Below are 13,243 nucleotides of genomic sequence, written 5' to 3' on the forward strand. Positions count from 1 at the left end.
CTTTGCCGCTGGTTCAACGTAAGCTTTGCACTTTATCTTAACGCTTGATGCTGACAGCCGGGTAGTTGTGCCGCGCGACCGCATAAGCCATGTTTTCTGCTTCCCGTGAGGACTTTGAAATGAGCAACCGCCAAGCTGAAATTGCCGCTGCCCTGGATGTGATACCGCCTTTTTCTGACGAAGCCGCGCTGGCTGCCGAAGTCGAACGACGCAAGACCTTTATCAAGCACTGTCTGCGCAATTCGGGCCTGAAGGTACTGGTGCTGGGCATCAGCGGCGGTGTCGACTCATTGACCGCTGGACGCCTGGCACAGCTGTCAATTGAAGAGTTGCGTGAAGAAACCGGCGACTCGGCCTATCGCTTTATCGCCGTACGCCTGCCCCATGGCACCCAGCACGACGAACATGACGCCCAAGCCTCGCTGCAATTTATCCGCGCGGATGAAGAAGACACCGTCAATATCGCAGACAGCGTAACGGGTCTCGGCGAGCAGGTGACTCACCTGCAGACGCTTAGCGACGCCCGCCGCGACTTTGTTATGGGTAACGTCAAGGCACGCATCCGCATGGTCGCCCAGTTCGCCATCGCTAACGCCAACAACGGCCTGGTCATCGGCACTGACCACGCCGCCGAAGCAGTCATGGGTTTCTTCACCAAATTTGGTGACGGTGCTTGCGACCTTGCCCCGCTCTCCGGCCTGGTCAAAGCCCAAGTACGTGCAATCGCCAAGCACTTGGGCGCGCCTGATAACTTAGCGTTCAAAGTGCCCACCGCCGACCTGGAAGAACTGCGCCCCGGCAAACCGGATGAGGAAGCTCACGGTGTTAGCTATGCCGAAATAGACGCCTTCCTGCACGGCCAACCGGTGCGCGAAGAAGCCTACGCCATTATCGTGCGCACCTTTGACGCCACCCGCCACAAGCGCGAACAGCCATTAGCACCATGAAGACCGCACGGTATTCGCAAAGGATGGCACCCCATAAAAAGTACGGACAATAAAAAGCCGGGTATCGCCCGGCTTTTTATTGGATCGACCACTCAGGCCCTTGGCAGGGTCACGCCCAGCTGACCTTGATACTTGCCGCCCCGGTCCTTGTAGGACACTTCACAGGCCTCATCAGACTGCAGGAAGAGCATCTGCGCGACGCCTTCGTTGGCGTAGATTTTCGCCGGCAATGTAGTGGTGTTAGAGAATTCCAGGGTCACGTGGCCTTCCCATTCCGGCTCCAGCGGCGTGACGTTGACGATAATACCGCAGCGCGCATAGGTGCTTTTGCCCAGGCAGATGGTCAACACATCACGGGGAATACGGAAGAACTCCACAGTGCGCGCCAGCGCAAAAGAGTTCGGTGGAATGATGCACACATCGCTTTTCACATCGACAAAGCTCTTCTCATCGAAGTTCTTTGGGTCGACAGTCGCCGAGTTGATGTTGGTGAACACCTTGAATTCATCAGCGCAACGCACGTCGTAACCGTAGCTGGAAACGCCATATGAAATCAGTGGCTGCGCACCCTCGACACGTACCTGACGCTCGACAAACGGCTCAATCATGCCGTGCTCTTGAGCCATGCGGCGAATCCACTTATCCGATTTGATGCTCATGGCGACTGTCCTGCTATAGCGAAGGGTGAAAAGTGCACGCATCTTACCGGGCCGCGCGACTGGGTTCAAAGGCTCTGAAAACAGCCGTAGAGCAAATCGCCAAGAGCAGCCCATCGCTAAATAACAGAAAGATGCACAGAGCATTCGCGCTTAGCGCTAAAAGCGGGTATCGTGTGTCCCACTGTGCTGCATGTGTCACCGCGAATCGCTTCATGATGCCTAGATTTCGATCCAAACATCGTCCGACTCCTAGTACTCGTTGCACTCAGTCCCGGCCTGGGCTTTTCCAGGGCTGTTAATAAAATCTTTAGGAGACATAACATGTCGAATCGTCAAAATGGCACCGTTAAGTGGTTCAACGATGAGAAAGGCTACGGCTTCATCACCCCACAGTCCGGTGACGACCTGTTCGTACACTTCAAAGCTATCCAGAGCGATGGCTTCAAGAGCCTGAAAGAAGGCCAGGCAGTGACTTTCGTCGCTACCCGTGGTCAGAAAGGCATGCAGGCTGAGGAAGTTCAGGTTGTATAACCTGATCTAACTCGCTTGATAAAAAGCCCCGCCTAGTGCGGGGCTTTTTTATGGGCGCGTATTCATCTGCGAGCAAGATGTGGCGCACCTGCGTGCGCCACTGCCAAATCAATCTTCACTGATCACAATGCTCGGCATCGCCTGCTGCGCGCCACCTTGAGCAATACGCGCACCCACATTGCGCGCAGTTTCCTGATAGATCATCGCGATCTGGCTTTCCGGATCGGCAATAGTGGTTGGCTTGCCACCATCGGACTGCATACGAATGGCCATCGACAGTGGCAGGGATGCCAGCAGATCGACGCCAAACTGCGCCGCCAGCTTCTCACCACCGCCTTCACCGAACAGATGCTCGGCATGACCGCAGTTCGAGCAGATATGTACGGCCATGTTTTCTACAACGCCAAGCACCGGAATGTTCACTTTACGGAACATCTCCACGCCCTTCTTAGCATCCAACAGAGCCAAATCCTGAGGCGTGGTGACGATGACTGCGCCTGCAACTGGCACCTTTTGCGCCAGGGTCAGCTGGATATCACCAGTGCCCGGCGGCATGTCCACCACTAGGTAATCCAGATCATTCCAGGCGGTCTGGGTGATCAACTGCAGCAGCGCACCGGAGACCATCGGCCCGCGCCAGACCACCGGGGTGTTCTCGTCGGTGAGAAAGGCCATGGACATGACTTCCACGCCATGCGCCTTGAGCGGCACAAACCACTTCTGGTCTTTCACCTCTGGCCGCGTGCCTTCGGAGATACCAAACATGATGCCCTGGCTCGGCCCATAGATATCGGCATCCAGAATGCCAACCTTGGCACCCTCGCGGGCCAGCGCCAACGCCAGATTGGCGGCAGTGGTGGATTTACCCACCCCGCCTTTGCCGGATGCCACGGCAATCACGTTTTTCACATTCGCCAGCGCCGGCACCTGATCCTGCGCCTTGTGCGCCTCAATCACGCAATCGACCTGCACCAGCGCACGCTCGACGCCATCGAGCGCCTCCAGTGCCATCTGCAGCATCTGCGCCCAGCCAGCCTTGAATAACCCGGCGGCATAGCCCAACTGCAGGCGCACCTTGACTTGACCACCCTGAATCTCCACCTCACGCACGCAGCCGGCGCTGACCGGGTCCTGATTTAGGTGGGGGTCGGTGTATTGGGACAGCGCGGCTTCAACCGCTGCACGGGTAACGACACTCATGGAAGACTCCGAAAGACTGAGTAAAGCAGGCGGACATCCTACCCGAGCGCGCTTGCTGGCGCATGCCCATAGCCCGGCGCAGCGCTCATGGATGAAAAATATCCGCTGCACCTATATAGTTACCGGCTTCTCTGAGTTACCAGTGCAGCCAATCCCCATGAGCCAAGCCCGCAAAATTCTCGTCACCAGCGCCCTGCCCTACGCCAACGGTTCGATCCACCTCGGCCATATGCTCGAGTACATCCAGACCGACATGTGGGTGCGTTTCCAGAAGCTGCGCGGCAACCAGGCTATTTATGTGTGCGCCGACGATGCGCATGGCTCAGCAATCATGTTGCGCGCCGAGAAAGAAGGCATCACCCCAGAGCAATTGATCGCCAATGTACAGGCCGAGCACACCGCCGACTTCGCGGGTTTCGGGGTGAACTTCGACAACTACCACTCGACCCACTCAGATGAAAACCGTGAGCTGTCGGAGGCCATCTACCTGAAGCTGCGTGACGCCGGGCATATCGCCACGCGCTCGGTCACGCAGTACTTCGACCCTGAAAAAGGCATGTTCCTCGCCGACCGTTTCATCAAGGGCACCTGCCCGAAATGCGCGACCGAAGATCAGTACGGCGACAACTGTGAGAAATGCGGTGCCACCTACGAGCCAACCGAGCTGAAGAACCCGCGTTCGGCCATCTCCGGCGCGGTGCCGGTACTGCGCGACTCCAAGCACTTCTTCTTCAAGCTGCCAGACTTCGAGGCCATGCTGAAAAGTTGGACCCGCAGTGGCGCATTGCAGGATGCGGTCGCCAATAAGATCGCCGAGTGGCTGGATTCCGGGCTGCAAGAGTGGGACATTTCTCGCGATGCGCCCTACTTCGGCTTCGAGATTCCCGACGAGCCAGGCAAGTACTTTTACGTCTGGCTGGATGCGCCCATCGGCTACATGGCCAGCTTTAAAAACCTCTGCGCACGCACCCCAGAATTAGACTTCGACGAATTCTGGGGTAAGAGCTCCAGCGCCGAGCTGTATCACTTTATCGGCAAGGACATCGTCAATTTCCACACGCTGTTCTGGCCAGCCATGCTCGAAGGTGCCGGCTACCGCAAACCAACCGCAGTCGCCGTGCACGGCTACCTGACTGTCAACGGGCAGAAGATGTCCAAGTCACGCGGCACCTTTATCAAGGCCCGCACCTACCTGGACCACCTGAACCCCGAGTACCTGCGCTACTACTATGCGGCCAAGCTGGGCCGTGGCGTGGATGACCTCGACCTCAACCTCGAAGACTTTATCCAGAAGGTCAATTCCGATCTGGTTGGCAAAGTGGTCAACATCGCCAGCCGCTGCGCCGGCTTTATCCACAAAGGCAACAATGGTCTGCTCTTGGCGGGCAACATTGCCCCCGAGCTGACCGATGCCTTTACGGCGGCCACGCCTTCTATTGCTGAAGCCTATGAAGCACGTGATTTCGCCCGTGCCATGCGCGAAATCATGGCCCTGGCCGACCGCGCCAATGCCTGGATTGCCGACAAAGCCCCTTGGGCGCTGAATAAGCAGGAAGGTAAGGAAGCCGAGGTGCAGGCCATCTGCGCCCTGGGCGTGAACCTGTTCCGCCAGTTGGTGATTTTCTTAAAGCCGGTGCTGCCGCAACTGGCCAAAGACGCCGAAGCCTTCCTCAATGTCGCGCCACTGACCTGGGACGACCACCGCTATTTGCTGGCCGATCATCAACTCAACCCGTTCAGCGCCCTGCTAACCCGTATCGAACCGGCGAAAGTCGATGCCATGATCGAAGCCTCCAAAGAAGACCTGGCAGCCAGCGAAGCCGCTCCGGCAGCCGCCGGTAACGGCGAGTTGACGAAAGACCCACTGGCTGCCGAGATCGCCTTTGATGCCTTCGCCGCCGTCGACCTGCGTATTGCCCTGATCGAGAAGTGCGAATTCGTTGAGGGCGCCGACAAGCTGCTGCGCCTGACCCTGGATATCGGCGACGCCAAGCGCAACGTGTTCAGCGGCATCAAGAGCGCCTACCCGGACCCAAGCAAACTGGAAGGCCGCCTGACTCTCTACGTTGCCAACCTAGCCGCACGCAAGATGAAGTTCGGCGTCAGCGAAGGCATGGTGCTGGCTGCGGGCCCTGGCGGTGAAGAAATCTACCTGCTCAGCCCGGACAGCGGTGCCAAGCCGGGTCAGCGGGTTAAGTAAACTCTGCGACGGATCAGCGCAGTCAGGACTCTCTGCCTGCGCTAGCCTTATGCCCACACCTCAGGAACGCTGATCCAGCTTGTATGGCCGCATCGGCTTACCGATAATAGCCACCCCTTTCCTGCGGCCTTTGCCCGTCCATCAATGGAACCCGCAATGACCGAACTTGCCTTGATCATGGTCAGCGCCATCCTGGTCAACAACTTTGTGTTGGTCCAGTTCCTCGGCCTGTGCCCGTTCATGGGCGTCTCGAAGAAAATCGAGACCGCCATCGGCCTGTCCCTGGCCACCACCTTCGTGCTGACCCTAGCCGCCATGTGCAGCTATCTGGTGCAGCAGTACGTGCTCAAACCGCTGGATATCGAATACCTGCGCACCATCAGTTTTATCCTGGTGATTGCAGTGGTGGTGCAGTTCACCGAGATGGTGGTGAACAAGACCAGTCCACTGCTGTACCGCGTGCTGGGGATCTTCCTGCCGCTGATCACCACCAACTGCATCGTCCTCGGCGTGGCCCTGCTCAACGCCAACAAGGCCGAATTCACCTTTATCACCGCCACCGCCAACGGCTTTGCCGCCGGACTGGGCTTCTCGCTGGTGCTGGTGTTGTTCGCCGCCATGCGTGAGCGTATTGCCATTGCCGACGTACCCAAATCCTTCCAGGGCGCGGCCATCGGCATGATCACCGCAGGGCTGATGTCTCTGGCGTTTATGGGCTTTACCGGGCTAATCAAGCTATGAGCCTGGTGCTGATTGCAGTACTTGCCTTGCTCGCACTGTGCCTGGTGGCCGGCGCCATCCTCGGTTTCGCGGCTGTACGTTTTAAGGTCGAAGGCAACCCGATTGCCGAGCAGATCAACGCCCTGCTGCCACAAACCCAGTGCGGCCAGTGCGGCTATCCGGGCTGTAAGCCCTACGCAGAGGCAATTGCCGGCGGCGACAAGATCAACAAATGCCCACCGGGCGGCGAATCGACCATTCAAGCGCTGGCTGACCTACTCGACGTAGAGGCCGAACCGCTGGACGCCGTGGAAGGCGAAAAGCCGCAGATGGTCGCCTACATCCGCGAGGCCGAATGTATTGGCTGCACCAAGTGCATCCAGGCCTGCCCGGTGGACGCCATTGTCGGCGCGGCCAAGCAGATGCACACCGTGATCGTCAGCGAATGCACCGGCTGCGACCTGTGCGTTGAGCCCTGCCCGGTGGATTGCATCGACATGCTCGAAGTAGGCAGCAGCGTACAAAGCTGGAAATGGGAAAAACCCCTGCCCCCCGGCCAACTGATTGCCAGTGACCGGGAGCAAGCAGCATGACCGCACAACAACGTATCTGGGACATCCCCGGCGGCATTCACCCGGCCGAGCGCAAGGAGCTGTCCAACCGCACGCCGATCCAGCAAGCACCGCTGGCCAAGCGCCTGACACTGCCGCTTAACCAGCATATCGGCGCGCCGGCCGAGCCGGTTGTCGCCGTCGGTGAGCGCGTACTGAAAGGTCAGCTGATTGCCGCTGCCAATGGTTTTGTCAGCGTGCCCGTGCATGCGCCCACCTCTGGCACAGTGAGCTTTATCGGCCCGCAGCCTTACCCGCACGTATCCGGCATGCTCGCCCCGGCCATCGTGATCGACAGTGACGGCCTGGAGCAGTGGTGCGAACTGACGCCTTGCCCGGACTATCGTCACTTGGAACACAGCGCCCTGGTTGAGTTGATTCGCCAGGCCGGTATCAGCGGCCTCGGTGGCGCGGGTTTTCCTACGGCCGTCAAAGTCAATGCGCGGCCAACGCAGAAAATCCACACGCTGATTATCAACGGCACCGAGTGCGAGCCCTATATCACCGCCGATGACCTGTTGATGCGCGAACGCGCCAACGAGTTGGTCTCTGGGATCGACATTCTGGTACAGCTGATCAACCCAGATGAGGTGCTGATCGGCATTGAGGACAACAAGCCCGAGGCCATCGCCGCCATGCGCGATGCGTTGGCCGAGCGCAGCTATCAGCTCAAGGTATTCCCGACCAAGTACCCCTCGGGCGGCGAGAAGCAACTGATCCAGATCCTCACCGGCGTGGAAGTACCCAGCGGCGGCCTGCCGGCGGATATCGGCATGCTCTGCCAGAACGTCGGCACCTGTGTGGCGATCCATGACGCGGTGATGCACGGCAAACCGCTGATCTCGCGCATCACCACTCTTACCGGTGAAGCACTGGCGCGACCGATGAACGTCGAGGTGCTGCTCGGCACCCCCGTCGATGAACTGCTGACGTTTGCCGGGCTGGACAAAGCCAAGCTGAACCGCCTGATCATGGGCGGACCGATGATGGGTTTTACCCTGCCCGACTTCGCCGTACCCGTGATCAAAACCACCAACTGCCTGTTGGCCTCGACCACCGCCGAGCTGCCGCCACCGCCGCCGGCCATGCCGTGCATCCGTTGCGGTGAATGCGCCGAAGCCTGCCCGGCCAGCTTGCTGCCGCAGCAGCTGCACTTCTTCGCCATCGGTCAGGAACACGAGCAGCTCAAGGCACATAACCTGTTCGACTGCATCGAATGCGGTGCTTGCGCCTATGTCTGTCCGTCGAGCATCCCCCTAGTGCAGTACTACCGCGCCGCCAAAGGCGAAATCCGCGACCTTGAGCAGAAACAGCTGAAGGCCGAACAGTCCAAGCAGCGTTTCGAGTTGCGCCAAGAGCGCCTGCGCCGCGCCGAAGAGCAAAAAGAAGCCGACCGCCAGGCCCGCGCCGCTAAAGCCGCGCAAGCCAAGGCCGCCCAGGCTCAAGCTGCCCCTGCGGCAGGCAGCGATGCATCTGCCACCAAACCAGCGGGCCTGAGCGACGAACAGAAGAAACTGAAGATCGAAGCCAGCATGGCGCAGGTGGCGCTGAAGAAAGCCGAAAAGCAGCTGGCCACCCATGCCACAAGCGAATTGCAAACCCAGGTCGACGCGCTACGCAGCGCTGCCGCCGCCGCACAACTGGCCCTGGATACCGCGCTGGCAGCCAACCCGCCAGCGCCTGTAGCGGCCGCAGCCGACGACAGTGCACTGAAAAAAGCCAAGATCGACGCCGCCATGCTCCGCGCCCAGGTGCGCAAGCTGGAAAAACTCGAAGCGCCAAGCGACGAGCAACAGGCCGAACTGCAACAACTGCGCAGCCAGCTAGACGCCGCGCAAACATTGCTGGCTAGCCTGCAAGCCGAGGCACCAGCGCCTGCCGCGCCCACTACACAAGCCGCAACCGACGATGGCGCACTCAAGAAAGCCAAGATCGACGCCGCCATGCTCCGCGCTCAGGTGCGCAAACTGGAAAAACTCGAAGCGCCGAGCGACGAGCAACAGGCCGAACTGCAACAACTGCGCAGCCAGCTCGACGCTGCGCAAACGCTGCTGGCGGGCCTTGAAGCCCAAGCTACTGCTGCCCCCGCTAAAAACACAGAAGCCACAACCGTCGACCCGCTGAAAAAGGCCAAAGTCGAATTGGCCATGAAACGCGCGGAGCTAAAGAAAGCTGAGAAAGCCGAGCGCGACGAGGCCACCCTCAACAGTTTGCGCGAAGCATTGACCCAGGCGGAGCAAGCGCTGCACGCAGCTGAAGCGGCGTCCGGCAAGCCGGCACCGGAATTAGTGCGTACCGACAAAAAGCCGATTGACGAAGCCACCCGTGCACTGAAAACCGAAGTCGCCTTTGCCCGCGCCGACCTGCGCAAACTGGAGCGTGACGACAACAGCGCAGCGGATGTGCTCGCCGCGGCCCGGCAGCGTTTGGCGGATGCCGAACAACAATTGCTGAAACAGCAAACACCATAAATTCGTAGGGTGGGTTAGCCCCAGGCGTAACCCACCAAAGGCAGCCAGGCTGCCATAACCGCTGACCACGCGGCCAGTCGGTGAGTTAGGTCGCTACACGGCTAACCCACCCTACAACAGCTTGTTCAACCGGAGCACTCATGGCCCTGCCCCGCATCACCTCGCCCCACGCTAAGGGCAACAACCGCACCCAGCAAGTGATGCTGCAGGTGCTGCTGGCTGCCGTACCGGGCATCCTGGTCATGACCTGGCTGTTTGGTATCGGCACCTTGATTAACCTGCTGTGGGCCAGCCTGAGCGCTCTGGGCTTCGAGGCGGCCATCCTGGCCTTGCGCAAACGCCCAGTGGTGTTCTTCCTCAAGGACTACAGCGTACTGGTCACGGCCGTGCTGCTGGCCCTAGCGCTGCCGCCTTACTCCCCTTGGTGGCTAACCCTGGTGGCCACCGGCTTTGCGGTGATTTTAGGCAAGCAGCTGTATGGCGGCCTTGGGCAAAACCCCTTCAACCCGGCCATGCTCGGCTACGTCGTAGTTCTGGTGTCCTTCCCAGTAGAAATGACCAGCTGGCCAGCCCCCCATGCGGTAGGCATGCTCGAAGGCCTGCAACAGATTCTCGGCATCGCCAATCTACCCGATGGCTGGGCCCAAGCCACTGCGCTGGACGCCTTGAAGATCAATAAAAGCCTGACCATAGACGAGCTGTGGACGCAGAACCCGGCGTTCGGCCGATTTGGCGGCGCAGGCAGCGAAGCGGTTAACTTAGCCTTCCTTGCGGGCGGCCTGTATCTGCTGCACAAACGCCTGTTCACCTGGCATGCCCCCGTCGGCATGCTCGCTGCTCTAGCGCTGATGAGCCTGCTGTTTTGGAACGGCTCAGGCTCCGACTCGCACGGTTCACCGCTGTTTCACCTGCTCACCGGCGCGACCATGCTCGGCGCCTTCTTTATCGTCACCGACCCCGTCAGCGGCGCCACCAGTAACCTCGGCCGCTTGATTTTCGGCATAGGTGTCGGCGTGTTGGTGTATGTGATTCGCGCCTGGGGCGGCTACCCGGACGCGATCGCCTTTGCCGTGTTACTGATGAATTTGGCCGCCCCGACCATCGACTACTACACACGGCCGCGTACCTACGGCCACCGCAAGCCGACACGCGGCTTCAAGCTGGGAGAGTGACCATGGCCCTGCCTGAAATTAGCCGTTCGATGCTGAAAAACAGCCTGGTGCTGGGGCTTTTTGCCATTGCCACCGTGGGGCTGGTAGCGGTATTGCAGCAAGCCACTGCCGGGCGCATCGCCAACGCCGAGCGCGAAGCGCAGGTGCGCGCCCTGAGTGAAATCCTGCCCCAGGGCAGCTATGACAATCATTTGCTCGACAACAGTATTCAGCTGCACGACCCGTTACTCGGCAGCAAGTCGCCACAAACCGCCTACATCGCCATGAAAGACGGTAAACCCAGCGCCATCATCCTCCGCGCGACCGCGCCAGACGGCTACAGTGGCGGGATCCAACTGCTGATTGGCATTCAGGCGGATGGCCGCCTGGCCGGCGTGCGCGTGCTCAATCACCGGGAAACTCCAGGGCTTGGCGACAAAATAGAGCTAGCCAAGAGCAACTGGATACGCAGCTTTGATGGCAGATCATTGAGCAACCCCGCAGAGGATGGCTGGGCAGTGAAGAAAGATCGCGGCGCATTCGACCAGTTTGCCGGCGCCACTATCACTCCGCGCGCCGTGGTCAAAGCCGTGCACAAAGCCCTGCAGTATTTCGATGCCAATCAGCAACAGCTGTTCGCAGCCCAGGTGAAGTCCAATGGCTAGTCCCAGCTATCGCGAGATCACACTCAACGGCCTGTGGAAGAACAACCCGGCCCTGGTGCAACTGCTCGGCCTCTGCCCGCTGCTAGGGGTGAGCAACTCGGCGGTCAACGCCCTAGGCCTGGCACTGGCAAGCGCCCTGGTGCTGATTTGTTCAGGCACAGCGGTTTCACTGGTGCGCGGCGTGGTCAATACCGCCGTGCGTCTGCCGGCCTTTGTGATGATCATCGCGGCCCTGACCACCTGCATTGAGCTGCTGATGCAGGCCTTCACCTACGAGCTGTACCAGATACTCGGCATCTTTATTCCGCTGATCACCACCAATTGCGTGATCCTCGGGCGCGCCGATGGCTTTGCGGCAAAGAACGACCCCGCTCGCGCCGCCTATGACGGCCTGATGATGGGCCTGGGTTTTGGCATCGTATTGGTGATGATCGGCGCGCTGCGCGAGCTGTTTGGTACCGGTGCGGTGTTTGCCAACATGCATTTGCTGTTCGGTCCGCTGGCCGCCAACTGGCAGCTCACCCTTATCCCCGAATACAAAGGCTTTCTCCTGGCCATCCTGCCGCCCGGCGCATTTATCGTGCTCGGCCTGCTGATTGCCTGCAAAAACCGCGTCGATGAAGTCCTGGCCGAACGGGCCAAGGCGCAACAGGTCGAAGTGCCCGTGCAGAGCCGCCGCGTACGGGTAACCGGAGTGATTGAGTGAACGCTGCCAAACGCCTGGAGATCTTCCGCCGCCTGCACGAAGACAACCCCGAGCCGAAAACCGAGCTGGCCTACAACTCGCCCTTCGAGCTGCTGATTGCCGTCACGCTCTCGGCCCAAGCCACTGATGTGAGCGTCAACAAGGCCACAGCCAAGCTCTTCCCGGTGGCCAATACACCAGAAGCCATCTATGCCCTGGGCATTGAGGGCCTGAGCGAATACATCAAGACCATCGGCCTGTACAACAGCAAAGCCAAAAACGTGATTGAAACCTGCCGCCTGCTGATTGAGCGGCACGGCAGCCAGGTGCCGGAAACTCGCGAGGAACTTGAAGCCTTGCCGGGCGTGGGCCGCAAGACCGCCAACGTGGTGCTTAACACGGCGTTTCGCCAGCTGGCCATGGCGGTGGACACGCATATTTTCCGCGTCAGCAACCGCACCGGCATCGCCCCTGGCAAGAATGTCGTAGAGGTGGAAAACAAGCTGATGAAGTTTGTACCCAAGGAATTTCTGCTCGATTCACACCACTGGCTGATCCTGCATGGCCGCTATGTGTGTCAGGCGCGCAAACCGCGTTGTGGCAGTTGCCGCATCGAAGATCTGTGCGAATACAAGCAAAAGACCTCTGACGATTGAGCAGCTATTCAGCCACTCAATGAGTCGATTGAAAAAAACTTTTTTACCCACTCCGCTTTTGCCGCTATAAGGTGCGCAAATGGCCCTTGTAGCCTGGAGTGAGACAAATGAGCACTGATAAAGAAGATCTTGAGCTCGACGAAGATTTTGTGGCCGATGATGCTGATGAAGCCGAGGCGCCGATTGAGGTGGCCAAAACCAACCTGACCAAACGCCGCATCATCGATAATCTCTTGGATGAGCGCCGCCTGAACAGGCAGCTGTCTGAATACGACTTTGATCTGTAAGTACAAATAAAAAAGCCCCGCTACGATGCGGGGCTTTTTCTTATAAGCGCGTAACGATCAATCCGCGCGCGATGGCGACAACAGTTCGATCTTGTAGCCATCCGGATCTTCAACGAAGGCCAGGATGCTGCTGCCGTGCTTCATCGGACCAGGTTCGCGGGTGATCTTGCCACCGCGAGCGCGAATGTCTTCGCAGGCCTTGTACACATCGGCCACTTCCAGGGCGATGTGGCCATAGCCGGTGCCCAACTCGTAACTGTCTACACCCCAGTTATGGGTCAGTTCGATCACGCTGTTGTGCGCTTCGTCGCCGTAACCGACAAACGCCAGGGTGAATTGCCCTTCCGGGTAATCCTTGCGCCGCAACAGGGTCATGCCCAGTACCTCGGTGTAGAACGCGATGGATTTATCCATATCGCCGACGCGCAGCATGGTATGCAGCAGTCTCATCAGGTGCCTC

The 13,243-nt window shown here is 59.3% G+C and carries 14 protein-coding genes; 11 read left to right on the plus strand and 3 right to left on the minus strand.

What is annotated here, in order from left to right; all coding sequences use genetic code 11:
* Positions 1-119 precede the first annotated feature (119 nt).
* Positions 120-947 carry an ammonia-dependent NAD(+) synthetase gene (gene nadE, locus SOP97_RS00560; protein WP_322947635.1) on the plus strand — a complete coding sequence of 276 codons (828 nt, stop codon included), beginning with the start codon at positions 120-122 and terminating at the stop codon, positions 945-947.
* Positions 948-1,039: 92 nt separating this feature from the next.
* Here the strand turns inward: nadE and dcd are convergent, their stop codons facing one another.
* A complete protein-coding gene (dcd, locus tag SOP97_RS00565; RefSeq protein WP_274087967.1) occupies positions 1,040-1,606 on the minus strand; it encodes a dCTP deaminase in 567 nt (188 codons plus the stop codon).
* Between the two features lie 321 nt (positions 1,607-1,927).
* Between dcd and SOP97_RS00570 the strand changes: the two genes are divergently transcribed.
* On the plus strand, positions 1,928-2,137 hold the full coding sequence (locus SOP97_RS00570; RefSeq protein ID WP_090242762.1) for a cold-shock protein: 210 nt from the start codon (positions 1,928-1,930) through the stop codon (positions 2,135-2,137).
* A gap of 108 nt (positions 2,138-2,245) precedes the next feature.
* Here SOP97_RS00570 and apbC read toward each other — a convergent pair whose 3' ends face one another.
* Positions 2,246-3,337 (minus strand): iron-sulfur cluster carrier protein ApbC, encoded by a 1,092-nt coding sequence (gene apbC / locus SOP97_RS00575; RefSeq protein WP_322947640.1) that lies wholly within the window; start codon positions 3,335-3,337, stop codon positions 2,246-2,248.
* A 157-nt stretch (positions 3,338-3,494) separates the two neighbouring features.
* Between apbC and metG the strand changes: the two genes are divergently transcribed.
* The 9 genes from metG to SOP97_RS00620 all read left to right on the plus strand — a co-directional run bounded on the left by metG (position 3,495) and on the right by SOP97_RS00620 (position 12,783).
* Positions 3,495-5,537, plus strand: a complete 2,043-nt coding sequence (gene metG / locus SOP97_RS00580) for a methionine--tRNA ligase (protein WP_322947642.1) — start codon at positions 3,495-3,497, stop codon at positions 5,535-5,537.
* A 156-nt stretch (positions 5,538-5,693) separates the two neighbouring features.
* The gene (gene rsxA, locus SOP97_RS00585; RefSeq protein ID WP_090252381.1) at positions 5,694-6,278 is read left to right on the plus strand and encodes an electron transport complex subunit RsxA; all 585 of its coding nucleotides are present in this window, start codon (positions 5,694-5,696) and stop codon (positions 6,276-6,278) included.
* Positions 6,275-6,850: an electron transport complex subunit RsxB gene (rsxB, locus tag SOP97_RS00590; RefSeq protein ID WP_274087963.1), complete on the plus strand. Its 576-nt coding sequence runs from the start codon at positions 6,275-6,277 to the stop codon at positions 6,848-6,850. Before rsxA ends, rsxB begins: the two co-directional genes overlap by 4 nt.
* Positions 6,847-9,339, plus strand: coding sequence for an electron transport complex subunit RsxC (gene rsxC, locus SOP97_RS00595; RefSeq protein ID WP_322947646.1), 2,493 nt, complete (start codon positions 6,847-6,849; stop codon positions 9,337-9,339). Before rsxB ends, rsxC begins: the two co-directional genes overlap by 4 nt.
* A 140-nt stretch (positions 9,340-9,479) precedes the next feature.
* Positions 9,480-10,511, plus strand: coding sequence for an RnfABCDGE type electron transport complex subunit D (locus SOP97_RS00600; protein ID WP_322947648.1), 1,032 nt, complete (start codon positions 9,480-9,482; stop codon positions 10,509-10,511).
* Between the two features lie 2 nt (positions 10,512-10,513).
* A complete protein-coding gene (gene rsxG / locus SOP97_RS00605; RefSeq protein WP_322947650.1) occupies positions 10,514-11,155 on the plus strand; it encodes an electron transport complex subunit RsxG in 642 nt (213 codons plus the stop codon).
* A complete protein-coding gene (locus SOP97_RS00610) occupies positions 11,148-11,861 on the plus strand; it encodes an electron transport complex subunit E (RefSeq protein WP_274087959.1) in 714 nt (237 codons plus the stop codon). The genes rsxG and SOP97_RS00610 overlap by 8 nt, the downstream gene beginning before the upstream one ends.
* Positions 11,858-12,496 carry an endonuclease III gene (gene nth, locus SOP97_RS00615; RefSeq protein ID WP_322947652.1) on the plus strand — a complete coding sequence of 213 codons (639 nt, stop codon included), beginning with the start codon at positions 11,858-11,860 and terminating at the stop codon, positions 12,494-12,496. The genes SOP97_RS00610 and nth overlap by 4 nt, the downstream gene beginning before the upstream one ends.
* A 107-nt stretch (positions 12,497-12,603) precedes the next feature.
* Positions 12,604-12,783, plus strand: a complete 180-nt coding sequence (locus SOP97_RS00620) for a PA3496 family putative envelope integrity protein (RefSeq protein WP_274087957.1) — start codon at positions 12,604-12,606, stop codon at positions 12,781-12,783.
* 57 nt (positions 12,784-12,840) lie between these two features.
* Here the strand turns inward: SOP97_RS00620 and gloA are convergent, their stop codons facing one another.
* Positions 12,841-13,233: a lactoylglutathione lyase gene (gloA, locus tag SOP97_RS00625; protein WP_274087956.1), complete on the minus strand. Its 393-nt coding sequence runs from the start codon at positions 13,231-13,233 to the stop codon at positions 12,841-12,843.
* Positions 13,234-13,243 lie beyond the last annotated feature (10 nt).

This window comes from Pseudomonas spirodelae, assembly GCF_034653255.1.
GTDB classification, from domain to species: Bacteria; Pseudomonadota; Gammaproteobacteria; order Pseudomonadales; family Pseudomonadaceae; genus Aquipseudomonas; species Aquipseudomonas spirodelae.

Coding starts and splice junctions, on each gene's coding strand:
- nadE (WP_322947635.1), top strand. CDS start 120: ATGAGCAACCGCCAAGCTGAAATTGCCGCTGCCCTGGATGTGATACCG.
- dcd (WP_274087967.1), bottom strand. CDS start 1,606: ATGAGCATCAAATCGGATAAGTGGATTCGCCGCATGGCTCAAGAGCAC.
- SOP97_RS00570 (WP_090242762.1), top strand. CDS start 1,928: ATGTCGAATCGTCAAAATGGCACCGTTAAGTGGTTCAACGATGAGAAA.
- apbC (WP_322947640.1), bottom strand. CDS start 3,337: ATGAGTGTCGTTACCCGTGCAGCGGTTGAAGCCGCGCTGTCCCAATAC.
- metG (WP_322947642.1), top strand. CDS start 3,495: ATGAGCCAAGCCCGCAAAATTCTCGTCACCAGCGCCCTGCCCTACGCC.
- rsxA (WP_090252381.1), top strand. CDS start 5,694: ATGACCGAACTTGCCTTGATCATGGTCAGCGCCATCCTGGTCAACAAC.
- rsxB (WP_274087963.1), top strand. CDS start 6,275: ATGAGCCTGGTGCTGATTGCAGTACTTGCCTTGCTCGCACTGTGCCTG.
- rsxC (WP_322947646.1), top strand. CDS start 6,847: ATGACCGCACAACAACGTATCTGGGACATCCCCGGCGGCATTCACCCG.
- SOP97_RS00600 (WP_322947648.1), top strand. CDS start 9,480: ATGGCCCTGCCCCGCATCACCTCGCCCCACGCTAAGGGCAACAACCGC.
- rsxG (WP_322947650.1), top strand. CDS start 10,514: ATGGCCCTGCCTGAAATTAGCCGTTCGATGCTGAAAAACAGCCTGGTG.
- SOP97_RS00610 (WP_274087959.1), top strand. CDS start 11,148: ATGGCTAGTCCCAGCTATCGCGAGATCACACTCAACGGCCTGTGGAAG.
- SOP97_RS00620 (WP_274087957.1), top strand. CDS start 12,604: ATGAGCACTGATAAAGAAGATCTTGAGCTCGACGAAGATTTTGTGGCC.
- gloA (WP_274087956.1), bottom strand. CDS start 13,233: ATGAGACTGCTGCATACCATGCTGCGCGTCGGCGATATGGATAAATCC.